Raw genomic sequence first — 15,443 nt, forward strand, 5'->3', positions numbered from 1 at the left:
TTTGAATGATTTTATTGTTTATTTCTGGTACTGATCCAAATCGAACAACTTATCTCGAATCGCCCAGAAGCGGCCACTTTTGCGGGCAATAATAACTTCTGGTGGTCGTAATCGATGCCCATTATTTGCCACTTTTGTCGGAGCGGTATCAGTAAATGGACGATGTCTATCGACTAAGTGCGGATTAATAAACTTAGTTAGAAAATCATTCTTTTGGGTTTTGGTTGATAACTGCCAAATCTCATTAATCTCGTTGCCTTCATCGCTAATATAAACTACTTTAAGTTGCGGTTTACCAAACTTGTTTTTACCTGGCTCTAGGCGCATGTCGGTACACTTCATGATCATGGCGTCTTTCAGTTTTAATGCTTCACGTAGTTTCTTATCAGGATCCACCATGACAGCATCACATTGATGGCAACGCCGAGCAGCAATATCGTTATCAGCGCCGCATTCTTCACAATATTTAGCGCGGAAACGGTAACCACATTCTTCACGCTCGCCAGTGTCATCATCTTTAAAATAGCCTTGGCAACGACGACCGTAGTGCTCAACCAGAAAACCTGCAGGATCAAGTTTGCCCCAAAAGCTATTATTGAAACCGCAGGCAGGGCAGGGAACCATCACCACTTCACTGTCGCTATTGGGTTTAGGATCGCCGACTTCTGGTTGGTAGAGATCGTAACAGTTACCCGCATATTCAAGAATCAGGCAGTCTTTTTTACCTTCAAATAAGCGCAAACCACGGCCAACGATTTGTTGATAAAGGCTAATTGATTCTGTCGGGCGTAGCACGGCGATTAAATCGACATGAGGTGCGTCAAACCCGGTGGTTAATACAGATACGTTAACCAAGTATTTGATTTTTTGTGCTTTAAAATCATTAATGATTCGATCTCGTTCATCAAGAGGTGTATCGCCGATGACAAGTGCCGCATTTTCATAAGCAAGGTATCCCATGATTTCTTGAGCATGATTAACGGTTGAAGCAAAAATCATGATCCCACGGCGATCTTTTGCATAATCAATTACTTGATCGATGATCATTGGTGTCGCTCGAGCTGATTGTTCTATTACACTATCAAGATCTGCTTCTTTATAATGACCAGTATTTGACGGTGTTAGTGATGAGAAATCATAGCCTAATACTGCCATATCCATAACTTTTGGCTCAGTTAAAAAGCCTTCATCAAGTAAATAGCGGATGGGTAATTCGAAAATACAATCACGAAAAAAACGTTCTGATTCAGTTTTGACTTGGCCTCGAGTGTGGTATTTGTAAATCCAGCCCATGCCTAATCGATAAGGTGTGGCTGTTAGCCCAAGCACTTTGATATTTGGATTGACAGTTTGTACGTGTTTAATGACTTTACGATAAGCGCTGTTTTCATCATCAGGCACACGGTGACATTCATCGATAACTAATAAAGAGAATTGTTCTTTAAATTTTTCGAGGCTATTTGCCATTGATTGTACAGAAGCAAAAACGACCTGCTGATCGGTTTCTTTTCGGCCTAAACCGGCGGAAAATATAGCGGCTTTAAGACCATAACTTTCATACTTTGCGTGGTTTTGTTCAACTAATTCTTTTACATGAGTTAGCACTAAAACGCGGCCACGAGCAATACGGGCTAATTCAGCGACGACGAGACTTTTACCAGCCCCTGTTGGTAATGCAAGTACGGCGGGAGAGTTATGTTTACGAAAATAATGTAGGGTAGCGTTAACACTGTCTTGTTGGTAAGGGCGTAAAGTATACATATTGTAAATCTGCTACAAATTAACTTTAACTAGTGTACATTTAACCAGTGGTTTAGCAAGTCAATAGGTTGATTTTATTATGTTGAATAATATTCAGAGGGTCATAGCAATAAGTAATTAGTTGCATCTTTTAATGGTGTCATAGTAACATATTGACATAAATTATGTTTTATAGAATAAATAAATGGACTTTTTAAATAAAAGAATAAAGCGATCATGCTTAATATTGTCACTATTAATACTTATCGTTGGATGTAATGATGAAAACACATTAAGCCATAATAGTTTCTTAAATAAAAAAGAGTCAAACTTTGATGGCGCTAAAATATATCTATTACATCAGCGCCAAATTACAAAATTAGAAGCAATAAGTAACACTGATTCATTTATTTCGGTTAATCATCACATTGGAATGATGAATAAGATAATTGATACGCCGTTAGTTGATATTCATTTTGCACAGATCCAACAATTACAAACGGTAATGAAAAATAATCAATATAACCAAGCTAGCTGGAATTCCGTAGTTAAAGAGGCCTTATCATCATTAGCAAAGAGTGAGACTAATGGTGCAGCTTTAAGAGTTAAATACCGATTAAAGCAGTATGTTATTAATAATAAAACGGCAATGTTGCATGCATTTAAGATTCAACAACAGTATTTAGCTTATGATGCTTTTGTTAAACTTGCGACAACGATTGATATTGATGCTGACGGTCATTTTGACTTACCTGTTTTATATAACAGCAAAGATCGTATCGTTGCTATTGTTGATATGACTCAAGTTCGTAATGCACGTTATCAAGCTATTATATTTGAAGCGACTGAATCAAATATTAATATGAAAAATCTAAATACTAATAATACTCAGCAAATGAATAAAACGGTGCAAGAAATTGCGACTGATTTAGTCTTAAACATATAAAATCAAGAAACGTAAGTTTTTATATTATGGAAGATAAGGCGCAATAGAAGAAGTTATTGCGCCCATTTAATGTTATTCGCTTTTCAGTTGGCTTTGTGACCATGAACCATAACTGCTGTTTGGCATCACAATCCATTGAGTGCCAAAGTGGTGCTGTTGCTGAACAACCAGCTTACGTTGTTCTGTGGTTGGCTTTTTAGTTTTAAACTCAGCCGCAAAGTCAGCTAAACTATCGCCTAATAACATGATGACTTGATATTGTCGGTTGATATCTTCGCGGCGTAGCTGTTTTGATTTATTGGCCAATAAGACATGATCACTATTAACTTGTGGCAGGCCTAATCGATTAAGCGTATGAATAGTTGCCTGTTTGTTTGCTTGGCTACGATCAGAAACATAAAAAATAGTGATGTGTTGATTAGTTACAAAATTAAGAAAGTCTTTAGCGCCAGGAATTAAGTGTGGCTTGCCATTTTTTTCCCAATCCCCCCAAGTATCCCATTCTGTATAGTCGTGACATTTATTGAGATCTTTGACAAGCAGCGGAGTGTTATCTAATACCGTTTCATCAAGGTCGATAATAATGGCCTTTTTTTTATTTGTTTTTATTTGGGTTAAGTTCTCGTTAAGCTGTTGTTGAGCAAACTTATAAGTCTGTAATTGTAGTGCCATAATTTCAGCTGATTGCTGTTGATAGCGCAGTCCCATCTCGTATTGTTTTACATTGCAATGGGTGTCTGCGGCAAATGCTGAGGAGCTACTCAGTACTAATAGCAAAGAAGCGATAGAAAACGAATTGCGCATTGGTTAAGCCTATTCCTAATTGGTATATATCGAGACCGATAGGCTAGTAGATTAATGTGTCATTTATATTATGAGTGATAGCAAATATCATAATGTTAACCTGTCAAGAAGATATTCAGCTATTCAGCATTGTTCAATGTGTTGTTATTGAATTTATATATTGCACAAATATAGTCATATAGTTATTAATAATAATGTTACATTGTAACTTAGCTATGATTTTTACTTATAATTAAAAAATTACGACCAATGCTTTATATTTTTAGAATTATTATTATTTTATCGGCATTTTTATCATGGTATGCCGCGGCTTCGACAACAAAAACGACTGCTCATACGAAAGTGCACCATACTCGTATTTATCGTCATTACTCACATAAGCATCAAGGACATTTGATACACCATGCACATCATATAAAGCATGTGTATAAGAAGCATCACTTAACAAAGCTACAAGAATTGCGTCATGTACGCTTGGTTAGACATAAAATTTTTCATGCATATTATGGCTGGAAGGGAACGCCTTACCATTTTGGTGGTTCAAGCCATCGAGGGATTGATTGTTCAGCATTTGTAATGAAAATGTATCGTCAAGTTTTTCATCGTTATTTGCCTAGAACAACGTTAGGGCAGGTAAAACTAGGGCGACGAGTTCGTAAAGATCAAGCCAAGTTAGGGGATTTAGTCTTCTTTAAAACAGGCCATAATGAGCGACATGTTGGTATTTATCTCTCTCATGGAGATTTTATGAACTCTGCTAGTTCGCGAGGGGTGTCTATTTCAAATTTACATCATATTTTTTGGAAGCGACATTTTTGGCAAATTAGACGATTAGTTACAATATAAGTTGTTAAAAAACGGAAGCTCAAGAGCTTCCGTTTTTTTATGGTTGTGATGCAACGGTTGTGAGGCAAAATTCGGCTACGGTTTAGCCTAAGGTTTGGTCCATATTCGTGTATTGAGATCTAATTCATCAACGATATTGATCACAAACTGAAGATCATAATAAATCGATGCAATAAAGGCTAAAGAGTCTGCCTGCTGAAACAACTTAGGTTCAAAGTAGTTTTTTGAGCTTGAAATTGCAATATAGAGATGATCGTTAACAAATGAAAAGGCAATGGCATGTTCAGAGCGATTACTGAAATTAATCAGTCGTTGTATCATTGCTGGTGAGAGTAGATAACGAGCTTCGACTTGATCGTTACTATAAACATTAAAAAGTTTCGAAAATTCAGGATCCTCAAGAATAACTAGTTGTTGGTTATTAGTGAAAATATCTGATAGCTTTTGCCCCATAGCAGAAAAAATGCTGTGGTTATTAGGCATAATGGTTGTTTGACCAGAAAAATGCTTATTTGCATCAGCAATGAAAAAAAGCCCTTTAAAAATAGTGTGCCATTGATCTTGGTTTTTGCCGCTATTATCGCGACTTTGCGTTTTATACTCTGTATGTAACTCAGAAAAGCGCAAATGGGTTTTATCTATTTGACCTTCAATTAAATCTTCACCGCGATAACGATCATATTGACGCCCAAAGAGGGCACTGTTTTTGTAGTCTTGTTTATCAATACATTGAGTTGGTTGATAGCTAAAGCTACTATCAATTGAGCTAATGAGCTTGGTGACGATTTTATGTTTATAATCTTTTTTATATTGATCCCAACGTTTGCTATATAAACGATGCATAACTATCGCAACAATAATCGAAAAAATAATACCAAAGGCTTGTAAATCATACATAAAACTTAACGGGATAACGGTTGCAGGAAAGCCGATTCCAACCCCTAATGATAGCCAATATTGTTTGATAACATTTTTACGATCATGATCAAGCGCTTCAAGTTGTGGTTTTAGATGCGTTTCATAAAGTACAGTAAGCTTACTATCCATGGGCGATCATGTCCTATTGCTTAAATAAACGCGCAGCATCAATGTTGGCACGTTCAGTGTCAGCAATTTCAAATAAAGGTAATGCTGTTAGCTGCATTTGCTGAGCAATGATACTTGATGGGAACATTTCAATACCGTTGTTATAGCGTGTTACTGCCGCATTAAAACTCCGTCGTGCCGCAGATATTTGCTCTTCTGTTTCGTTAATTGAGCGCATGAGTAATTCTATATTTTGATTAGCTTTAAGTTCAGGGTAGGCTTCGACTGCGACTTTAAAGTGAGAAACAGCAGCAGAAAGTTGTTTATCTAGTTGAGGTTTATTGGCTGATTCAATTGGGTGTGATTGTTGACGTAATGCGGTGAGTTCGACAAGCACGGATTGTTCATGTTTCATATAAGCTTTGGTGGTCTCGATTAAATTAGGTAATAAATCAAACCGTTTTTTAAGCATGACATCGATACTTGCTTCTGCGTTAGCCACTTGATTTTTTTTACCGATGAGGCTGTTACGCATTGCTATATATAACACTGCAATCAGTACCACAAAGACAATTATACTTATTAGCATTCCTATTTTCCTTTATATAAACCAGCGAGCAAAAACAATGATTGTTATAGCTAGCCGTAAAGTGACACTCTAGTTATAACGAAAAAAGCCTTGTCAAAACAAGGCTTAAATGCAGATTTATTATTATTACTCGGTCTAACTATGAGATAGCAGTAACAGGAATATGGGATTCAGTAAGGCTTTTTGTCATCATGCAAAACTGTCGGCGAGGTGTAAAACCATGCTTTTCATAGAAATTACGCGCTCCAGCATTACCTATATTTACTTCGAGTGATAATGCTTTAACACCATCTTGAATCACTAATGTTTCTAGCTGTGGCAATAATTCAGTACCGATACCATGTTGACGCCACTCTGATTTCAAATAGAACTGATCGATTAAGCCAATTTTGCCGCCATGCTCAAGACTAAAGCTATAACTGACGATAATATGGCCAGCGATATACTTCGTACCATGCTGTTCGACTTCAATGAACCATGCCTGACCTAATTGTGGGTTGCTTAATAACTGTTTAACTGCCTGTGTTGTTTGTTCTGCTTTTTGAGGTAAAGCTTCATAGTCAAACAATTCATCTATTAATTGGAGAAATTTATTTAGCGAAGAAAGTGTTGGTGTGCTGAGAGAAATATTCATACTGTGTCCCTAAGTTAAACCCTTATCTTTGAAGGCTTTATTGATTACAACGTGTAAGTAAGTTGTTGTATTTGCATAGAGTGAATGTTTTTTTAATTTGTAATCTAGCAGATATATGACAATAGAGTCATAGAAATGTTCATATTTTTGATAAAATGGTATCAAGTTTAACAATTTTTATTTTTAAATCAGTCATTATTACAAAGTGCTCAGCGTATGAATGTTGAGGAAAATAAAGTTTTTAATGCATCTGTGTGATTTGCTTCCTATAATACCGACCCATTTGTAAGTAGCGGAGCCAGTCAATGAGGCTTGATAAATTCTTAGGTACCACTTTAGGTATCACCCGTAGAGAAGCCGGTAAACTTCTTCGTGACAAAGTGATTGAAGTTGATGGCGAAATCGTTCGTAGTGCTTCTTTTTCTGTCGGTGATGATAACGACGTAGAATTTAACGGTCGTCCACTTCGTCTACAAGGGCCTCGTTACTTCATGTTGAATAAGCCACAGGGCTTTGTGTGTTCACATGTCGATGATTTCAATCCTACTGTTTTTGTATTATTCGATGAAGTAAGCCCTGAAAAAATGCATGTTGCAGGTCGTTTAGACAGTGATACAACAGGCTTAACGTTATTAACTGATGATGGTCAATGGTCACACCGCATTACTTCACCACGTCACGTGTGTGAGAAAGTGTATTTTGTAGAAACCGCTGATCCGATTGTTGCGGAGAATATTGCGCAATTTGAAGCTGGCGTACAATTAAATGGTGAAGATGGACTGACTCGCCCTGCAAAATTAGAAATTGTTGGTGAGCGAGAAGGGGTATTAACCATCACGGAAGGTAAATATCACCAAGTGAAGCGTATGTTTGCAGCTGTTGGTAACCGTGTGGTTGGTTTACACCGTGAGCGAGTAGGCGCTGTTGAGTTAGATGAAGATCTAGAGCCTGGTCAATACCGCCCGTTAACGGCTGAAGAAGTTGCGTCATTTTTAGCGAAATAACACTATTAGTGATGGTGTAATACTAAGAAAGCATAAGCATTGTTGTTTATGCTTTTTTTTATTCCTGCAATACTGAAACGATTATTATTCTCTTATTTTAAGGTAAGTTAGAAATTTTTTATTTCCTATTAGGAAAGAATCAATGCCATTTTTTAGCGTACAATAGGTTTATTGTCCCTTTCATAGCAATTATATCCTGCTTATCGTTGTTATCTTATAAAAGAATATTTATGACTCAACAAGCCTCATCTAAATTGAGTTTACAGCTCATTCTCATTCTCGGTGCAATTGCCGCTTTAACACCTTTTGCTATCGATATGTATTTACCAGCAATGCCAAGTATTGCTAAAGACTTTCTGGTCTCGCCAAGTGCTGTTCAAGTTACACTCACAGCCTATACTGCGGGCTTTGCCTTTGGTCAGCTTATTCATGGTCCGTTAGCAGACAGTTATGGTCGTCGTCCGATGTTGATTGCGGGGACGGTGAGTTTCTTAGTCTTAACCGTTTTAGGTGCGCTCAGTACCGATATTCATGAATTAACCATTATTCGAGTGGCGCAGGGTTTTGCTGGCGCTGCTGCGGCGGTGATTATTGGTGCCTTGGTGCGTGATATGTTTGAACGTGAAGAGTTTTCACGAACAATGTCGTTTGTTACTTTGGTAATGACGATTGCACCGTTAATTGCCCCAGTGTTAGGCGGGCACCTTTCAGTATGGTTTGGCTGGCGTGCTGTTTTTTGGGCATTGGCTATTTTTGCTGTGATAGTGTTAATTTCGATATTATTTAAGATTAAAGAAACGCTTCCAAAAGAAAAACGGATGCCGTTTCATTTATCGTCAATTCTTAAAAATTACAAACGGTTACTATCAAACCCAGTTGCATTTGGTTTAATTTGCTGCAGCGGATTTTCTTTTGCGGGTATGTTTACGTTTTTAACTGCAGGTTCGTTTGTTTACATTGATATTTACGGTATCAGCGTTGAGAATTTTGGTTACTACTTCTGTTTAAACATTCTTTGCATGATTCTATTCACGAGCATTAATGGCCGTTTTGTAAAGCGCAAGGGCACTCATTGGATGCTACGCTTTGGTTTGTTAATCCAATTAGTTGCAGGTGTGTTATTGCTTATTGGACAATGGTTAGACTTAGGCTTGTGGGGCGTTGTTATTCCCGTTGCATTATTTATTGGTACACTTTCTACTATCGGTAGCAATACTATGGCATGTTTACTATCAAGCTACCCTCAAATGGCGGGTACGGCTTCCTCTTTAGGTGGAACGTTCCGGTTTGGTATTGGTTCGATTGTTGGTGGGCTGGTTGCATTAATGCCTGATAGTAATGCATGGCCAATGGCATTGACGATGGCATCATGTGCTATATTATCAGCTGGTTTTTATTGGTTCCTTGCACGCACAGCTTAGAAGTTGTGTCGTGGTTTGATATTTTTGGATTGTTTGAAATAAATCATGACCATTTTTTTTAATGAAATTTACAATGTAGTTAGTAGTGGATTAACCGCCTTACAAGAAGCGCAAGCAACAGGTAAAGCACAGAAAAATCCTGTCAGTGAAAGTATTTTTTTAAGCGCTTGGGTAACAAAAGTACTTAAACAACATAGCTTTGATCGTTGTGTCGTAAAAACACTGCAAGAATGGCAACAGCAATCACGTACGATGGGTAAAAATGCACAACTAAAACTGCATTTTTCGCGTTTAGCTGAAACGTACGCAAAAGTAACCAATGAGCAAGGTCAATCAACCGTCATTACACCGGCAGTGATGACAACGTTTTATACTGCGCTTGAACAGCAAGATTGGTTAGTAACCAATGAATATGAAGTCAGCCGTAAGGTCAGCCACCATACTGATGGTAAAGCATCGTTAGTGGTTTGTTGTGCTCAGTATGCTGAAGCAATGGCTGACGGTGACGAGTTAGTTAAACCTTTATCTTTATATGTACGTGGTAATGCACAGCAATTTATTGATATTGCCTACCAACATGGTATTTTGCTGTTTAAAATTACTGATTATAAGTCGAAAGTGAAGTTTCATGGTGAGTATGTGATTTACCCGCATAATGCTGGTGGACATCTGCCTGAGCTACCAACAGCGACGCTTTAATCGTTATTATTGGTATACATAAATGCCGTATGCGTAAACCACGCATACGGCATTTTTATCGTTTAATGTATCTGGTTCGTTATAACTATATTGCGTTACGTGCTAGTGCTAACTTAGTGAACAGTTGTTTAATGATAACCAGTATTAAACAACAACCGCCACAGGTTAATAGTGTGATAGCTAAATTACCTGTTGATGCGGCAAAATCTAATCCAACACCAATAATAAGGTAATAGGATAATCCTAATAAAGCACCCGCGCTGCCAAGGTGGTTTCGATAATTGACTAAAGCAGTACTAAAGAGATTCGGTAAAGTAAGGCCAAAAGCGACAGAAACTAACGCCATTGGAATAAAGAACCAAATCGTATCTTGTAATAGGTAAACCCCGATACCTGAAATAACCATTAGTATCATCGCGATAAAGACAATAACATCACCGTTTAATTTATGATGAATTAGCTTCATATTAATCAGTGAGCCTAATACCGAGCCAATAGCTAAAACAAAACCGGTATAACCAAATAGCTTTACACTTGCGCCCAGTTGCTCAAACATAAACGGCGCAATACTGTAGTATGAAAAGAGTGCTACGTTAGCCAATCCGATCATTAATGTTATGTACCAAATATGACTATCACGGATCATTTTATTGGCTACAGAGAGCAAGCTATCACGTTTAATGTGTTCAGGTTTAGTTTCAGGTAACTGAAGACTAGACCAGATAAATAACAAGGTGATCAGTACAATCATTGCAGCGAATACCCAAGAATAACCACCATGGGCTGTTAGCCAACTGCCGATCATCATACCGAGTACGGGGCTAATACCAACCGATGTTGCTGCAATTGAAAACAGTCGCGATAATTCAAGGCCTTCAAAGCTGTCTCTTAAAATTGTTTGAGTACATACCGAGCCAACTGCAGCACCAAATGCACACGTGCCAAAGCCATATAAAAACAGATCAAAGTTTGGCGCTAAATAAGTAGCTATCGCGGCAGTAATAAACAGTGCTAATCCAGCTAACGTTGAACGACGGCGACCAATGATGTCACATAATGTCCCCCAAAAAACGACACCCAAAGCAAAAGCTATAAAAAAGATGGATAAACCTTGAGCTGCATTTTCAGCACTAACAGCAAAATGATTTTTAATCGATGTCAATGCTGGGCTATACATGGTTTCAATAAGCTGTGGAAACATCAATAGCGCAATGGCTAACGGTGTTGATATTTTTTTTATATTCATTTTCTATATCCTGTTTATCCAGTAATTACCTCACTTCTATTGATGCCTATATTCACAACGTTAAAATTGGAATGTAATGCAATGAACAAGAGTGTCGGTGTCACTGTTATTTCAATATGGAAAATTATATAGTGTTGAAGTTTGGTGTAATATTAACATAGAGACGTTATATATCACTTTAAGGACAAATTGATAAGGATAGTCAAATGGCTTACATTTCGATAGAACAACAGTTTTGTGCAGACGATTATAATGGCTTAGTGATTGGGCTTGCGGCTGATTTAGGTAACCATGATTCTGGTGAGCATCGGCATAATAAAGATCAGCTATTGTTCTCACATCATGGCTGTATGGTGATTACCTTAGAAGGGGTTAAGTGTGTGTTGCCACCAATGAGAGCGGCATGGATCCCTGCTGGTGTGTTACATAATGCCCAAATGAACAACGTAACCCATTATCGTTCGTTGTATTTTGATCAAGTATTACAATCACAACTTAGTCGTGAAATGAAGATCATCGATATTAATCCATTGATGGCGGCATTACTTGAAAGAATGGCATATTGGCCATTTGATAAACCTAACCACGAGCAATTAAATACTGTTAACTTATTGATAGAAGAACTCAATTTTGCTACTGATAGCCATTTGAATTTACCGCTACCACATGATATACGATTACAGCAATGGCTAGCTAATATTAACCATCCTGACTTTTTAGCCCCGAGTTTAGCAGAGCTTAGTCAGGTTGTTGGTGCAAGCCAAAAAACCATAACCCGTATTTTCAATAAAGAAACAGGCATGCCATACCAAAGTTGGCGTCAGCAGTGGCGGTTGTTAGCTGCGATTGAATTACTTGTACAAGGGCAGCGGATCTCAGATATTTCATATCGACTTGATTTTGCTAATGACAGCGCATTTATTTATTTCTTTCGCCAAAAAACAGGATTTACACCACTTAATTTTATGATTGAACTTAAATAATGAATCTTGCATCCTAGAGCGCTTATTAAATATAGAACGCTAAAATTAGCCAATATTGACTGATTTTTTGCAGCAACTTAACCATAAATAAACACTAAAACCGTCTGATATATTATGTAATAAAAAATTGATATGAGGTTCTCATCTTGATGGTTTTTAAGTTGAATATTCATCTTTATAAGTCATGATAATCCTATTAATTACTATAAATGATATTGTCATTATACGATTAATATAATGCTCGCTAAGGCTAACAGAATAATAAGGATGTCCATGCCTGTTTGTTGTACTAAATATAAAAATGAACATATTTCTACACCTTTGATTTTATCATTTGATGAAACATTAACGTTTTTTCCATTCGTATTGGAATTTTATGATTGGCGTGACGGTCTTGCTATGTATCGTGCTTATCCTGATGGTCATCGTGAATTATTGGAAGGAAGTTGTTCGTTTTATATAGAGCATATTGAGTCATTAGCAGGTGGTAAAGCATGGATTGACAGCATTCCAACACAGTTAGTTGATAAAGCTCGTGCATATGCTGATCTTGGTGTTTATATGCTAAAAATTGCGGCAATGAGTGATAGAGCACGCCATCTATTATCCCAACGACCAATTTTGCTTTACCTGGTGTGTGAGCGTTATCCGTTAGATCATGAGCAAGTTGTATCGTTATGTGAATTAGGACAACGACAGATATTAGCCCATTTAGGGTTAGCGTCATGCCGCTCAGCTTTACGGTTTATTGATCGCATTCAAAGTGATTTTTCTACTCGCTCGGTTGTGATCGTTATTCACCGCTTATTAGATCCACAAACGAAGCCATTTACATTGTTTCGCCATTATCAGGCTATTACCACCTTAACCTTGCAAGTCTATTTGCAATGGCCAACGCTAACGGGGACTAAATTAGGTTTTTATTTAATTAGCGCCTCGCAACGAGAAAGACTACAAATTAATCAAATATTGTCGGATGTATTTCAATTAGGCTACCGAGTGCTTGATGTCGATTCTGTACGACGTATTCATGCTGCGACGTCATATGATGAGCTGAAAAAATTACATGATCGTTGGCTTATCGCACAGCGAACAGCCAAGTTTGTGCCTGATCCGAGTTGTGACAAAGCATATGATATACCGTTTGCTGGTAACAGTAATATTGTGCCAATTCGCAATTACCAGCAACTAGAATCTGAAGGTATTGAACAAAATCACTATGTTGCTATTTACCACCAGCGCATTATTAAAGGTGAATATTTAGTGTATAAAATGCACATGCCGGAAAGAGTCACGATTGGTTTAAAGCGGCATTATTTAGCCAATGGTAGGGCGAGTGATATTTATACCGTTGATCAAATTCAAGCGCGTAATAATCGTATGCCATCATATGAAACATTAGAAACGGTTTATGGTTGGTTAGACAGTGTTAAAATGGCTCGCTAATACCGTATGAGTAAAACACAATAAACTCAAAGTGAGCAGGGCTTAGTTTCCTTTGAGTTGAAGGAAGATAAGATGCTCACTTTTTCTGTTGTGAAGAATATCTTTAATCAAGATCGCTGCGTTTTAAAATCAAATTTGGGTTTGGACAGTTATTACTGTAGAACGCAAGCTCGCCAGGATCGACCACACCAATATAATCATCTTTATTTGTTCCCATATCCTCAATGATCTGTAAGTGTAGGTGAGGGGCCCAACCGCCATTTTCTGCTGTTGTGCCCACTGCAGTAAATTGTTCTCCAGCGGTAATAATATCGTCGATGTTTAATGTGGCATGTGCCGCTTGATGTAAGTGACCATATAGTGTGAAAAAAGTCATTCCTTCAAGCTGATGACGTAAAATAATCGTTGGGCCATAATCTCCGTCACCTTGGTGATTAGCAATGCTATGTACTGTGCCATTAAGCGGTGCAAAGACTGGCGTAAGCGCTGCAACACCCAAATCGATACCCATATGAACGGTGCGATTTTGACTGTCACTAAAGTTCGCTTTATCTTGATAAATCAGACGCTGTTCTGCGTAACGGCCAATCACAATTTCAGCATCAATAGCTGTGGCTTGGCGGACTATTTCATCGGCAAAGCTGTGATCAGCGGTGACATTTTTCCAAAGTTCACTGGTTGGTGAAAGATCGACGATTAATCCACAGCCAAATTGGAGTGCTGGTGGAATAACGGGATGAAAACAATGTGCAGCAAGTGTGCGAGCTAATGATGTCATCAGCAATGTCCTTGTTAAAGATATTAATAAGCAGCAACAGTCACTGTCGCTTTTTTACGTGGCACTAAAATCATTGCAATTAAATACCCAATAGCAGCAATTGCTGTTGGTAGAATTAAATCAATGTTTACAAATACACTGGTTAAATAACCACTTAATGTCCAGGCTAAACCTACCATTGCACTAGACAGTGCCATGATCCACCCTTGATCGGCCTCACTGGCTCTATCTGATAATGCTGTAATGTAAAACGGAAATGAAATCGCAACCATCACCGCAGTAAATATCATCGCTGCAATATGGGTATTAGGTGTTGGTGTGATAGACAAAAGAACCATACCTATTGCCGCAAAAAGGGTGGTAATGCGTAAGGCCGTATGCACATTAATACGCGCGAGAATAATGCGCGGAAGCAGTAATAATGAGCTGATCATAACCACACCAATTGCCATCATGAAATATTGGTAGAAGCTACTTTCAACACTGATATTCCATTTTTGTGGAAAAATAAACGCAATGTTTTGGAAGTATAAACTCCAACTAAATTGGCAAATAAACACAATCGCTAAACAAGGTAATAAACCTGCTTGGCTACGTTTTAGTGGTGCAATAAAAGAAAGAGGGTTCTCATTATGTAACGACATTTGAGTAGGTAATCGCACTAAATTCAATAAGATGAGACAAAAAATAGCAATAACTAAACAGGCATAAAACGGAGCTTGAGTACCATAGGTTGCTGATAGTTTACTGCCTAATGCAGGTCCAAATGACATTGCTGCTGTCATTACTACTGCGACTAAACTCATTAAGGTCGCTTTGGTTTTTCCTCGGCTATTATCAGCCAAAATAGCTTGTGCAATCGGCTGACTTGCAGAGCCGAGGCTATTGATCATATTGCCAGCAAATAATAACGCAATTGAACCGACAACAATGGCATAGATGGGCATAGCAAAGCCAATTGCAGCAATAATTAAACACAATGCCATTGTTGCTTTGCGGCTAAAACGGTCGGCAAAACGGGCAATTAATGGTGTAAAAAACATCGAGATAAAAGGGGCTGCCGACATTACAGTACCAAACAAGGTGCGCCGTTGTTCAATCGGCATATTTTGCGCGATAGCGATTGAGTGATCGGTTAAAAATAAACTCACATAAGCTGGGATCGTAATAAAAAAACCAGCAGATCCAAGAAAAATAATGCAATAGAGCGTCAATAATGAAGTTGGTTTTAACGCCAAAGGTTGGCTTAAGGTTGGCATGTTTGGTGCAATTCCAGCGGAC

15 protein-coding genes are annotated in these 15,443 nt (G+C 38.0%); 7 read left to right on the plus strand and 8 right to left on the minus strand.

Translation table 11 applies throughout. From position 1 onward, the window contains the following. Positions 1-18: 18 nt before the first annotated feature. Positions 19-1,761, minus strand: a complete 1,743-nt coding sequence (locus G6R09_RS12725; RefSeq protein ID WP_163922817.1) for a DEAD/DEAH box helicase — start codon at positions 1,759-1,761, stop codon at positions 19-21. Positions 1,762-1,987: 226 nt separating this feature from the next. Here G6R09_RS12725 and G6R09_RS12730 point away from each other — a divergent pair, with 226 nt between their 5' ends. Continuing rightward, positions 1,988-2,686, plus strand: coding sequence for a hypothetical protein (locus tag G6R09_RS12730; protein WP_163922820.1), 699 nt, complete (start codon positions 1,988-1,990; stop codon positions 2,684-2,686). A gap of 72 nt (positions 2,687-2,758) precedes the next feature. Here G6R09_RS12730 and G6R09_RS12735 read toward each other — a convergent pair whose 3' ends face one another. Then, positions 2,759-3,490 carry a 5'-nucleotidase, lipoprotein e(P4) family gene (locus tag G6R09_RS12735; RefSeq protein WP_163922823.1) on the minus strand — a complete coding sequence of 244 codons (732 nt, stop codon included), beginning with the start codon at positions 3,488-3,490 and terminating at the stop codon, positions 2,759-2,761. 249 nt (positions 3,491-3,739) lie between these two features. Between G6R09_RS12735 and G6R09_RS12740 the strand changes: the two genes are divergently transcribed. Beyond that, entirely contained in the window at positions 3,740-4,336 is a 597-nt protein-coding gene (locus G6R09_RS12740) for an NlpC/P60 family protein (protein ID WP_163922825.1), read from the plus strand. Positions 4,337-4,423: 87 nt separating this feature from the next. Here G6R09_RS12740 and G6R09_RS12745 read toward each other — a convergent pair whose 3' ends face one another. The 3 genes from G6R09_RS12745 to G6R09_RS12755 form a co-directional block, all read right to left on the minus strand. Continuing rightward, entirely contained in the window at positions 4,424-5,383 is a 960-nt protein-coding gene (locus tag G6R09_RS12745) for a DUF3137 domain-containing protein (protein ID WP_065168526.1), read from the minus strand. Between the two features lie 13 nt (positions 5,384-5,396). Then, a complete protein-coding gene (locus tag G6R09_RS12750; protein WP_240345745.1) occupies positions 5,397-5,951 on the minus strand; it encodes a LemA family protein in 555 nt (184 codons plus the stop codon). Between the two features lie 139 nt (positions 5,952-6,090). Continuing rightward, positions 6,091-6,585, minus strand: a complete 495-nt coding sequence (locus G6R09_RS12755) for a GNAT family N-acetyltransferase (protein WP_065168524.1) — start codon at positions 6,583-6,585, stop codon at positions 6,091-6,093. Between the two features lie 305 nt (positions 6,586-6,890). On the opposite strand from G6R09_RS12755, the gene rsuA reads away from it, so the two are divergent. The 3 genes from rsuA to G6R09_RS12770 all read left to right on the plus strand — a co-directional run bounded on the left by rsuA (position 6,891) and on the right by G6R09_RS12770 (position 9,709). Continuing rightward, positions 6,891-7,589, plus strand: coding sequence for a 16S rRNA pseudouridine(516) synthase RsuA (rsuA, locus tag G6R09_RS12760; protein ID WP_163922828.1), 699 nt, complete (start codon positions 6,891-6,893; stop codon positions 7,587-7,589). 230 nt (positions 7,590-7,819) lie between these two features. Further along, the gene (locus G6R09_RS12765; protein WP_065168523.1) at positions 7,820-9,010 is read left to right on the plus strand and encodes a Bcr/CflA family multidrug efflux MFS transporter; all 1,191 of its coding nucleotides are present in this window, start codon (positions 7,820-7,822) and stop codon (positions 9,008-9,010) included. Between the two features lie 45 nt (positions 9,011-9,055). Next, a complete protein-coding gene (locus tag G6R09_RS12770) occupies positions 9,056-9,709 on the plus strand; it encodes a DUF2913 family protein (protein ID WP_065168522.1) in 654 nt (217 codons plus the stop codon). An 85-nt stretch (positions 9,710-9,794) separates the two neighbouring features. On the opposite strand, the gene G6R09_RS12775 is transcribed toward G6R09_RS12770, so the two are convergent. Beyond that, positions 9,795-10,955, minus strand: coding sequence for an MFS transporter (locus G6R09_RS12775; protein WP_163922831.1), 1,161 nt, complete (start codon positions 10,953-10,955; stop codon positions 9,795-9,797). A 206-nt stretch (positions 10,956-11,161) separates the two neighbouring features. On the opposite strand from G6R09_RS12775, the gene G6R09_RS12780 reads away from it, so the two are divergent. Further along, complete coding sequence (locus G6R09_RS12780) at positions 11,162-11,938, plus strand: helix-turn-helix domain-containing protein (protein ID WP_163922833.1); 777 nt, start codon at positions 11,162-11,164, stop codon at positions 11,936-11,938. 273 nt (positions 11,939-12,211) lie between these two features. Further along, on the plus strand, positions 12,212-13,384 hold the full coding sequence (locus G6R09_RS12785) for a PcfJ domain-containing protein (protein ID WP_163922836.1): 1,173 nt from the start codon (positions 12,212-12,214) through the stop codon (positions 13,382-13,384). Between the two features lie 103 nt (positions 13,385-13,487). Here the strand turns inward: G6R09_RS12785 and G6R09_RS12790 are convergent, their stop codons facing one another. Together G6R09_RS12790 and G6R09_RS12795 are read right to left on the minus strand one after the other, a co-directional pair. After that, complete coding sequence (locus G6R09_RS12790) at positions 13,488-14,162, minus strand: peptidoglycan DD-metalloendopeptidase family protein (protein WP_163922839.1); 675 nt, start codon at positions 14,160-14,162, stop codon at positions 13,488-13,490. A gap of 23 nt (positions 14,163-14,185) precedes the next feature. Continuing rightward, positions 14,186-15,421: an MFS transporter gene (locus G6R09_RS12795; protein WP_163922842.1), complete on the minus strand. Its 1,236-nt coding sequence runs from the start codon at positions 15,419-15,421 to the stop codon at positions 14,186-14,188. Positions 15,422-15,443: the final 22 nt, after the last annotated feature.

This window comes from Photobacterium sp. Alg240-V54 (genome assembly GCF_900537155.1).
GTDB lineage: Bacteria > Pseudomonadota > Gammaproteobacteria > Enterobacterales > Vibrionaceae > Photobacterium.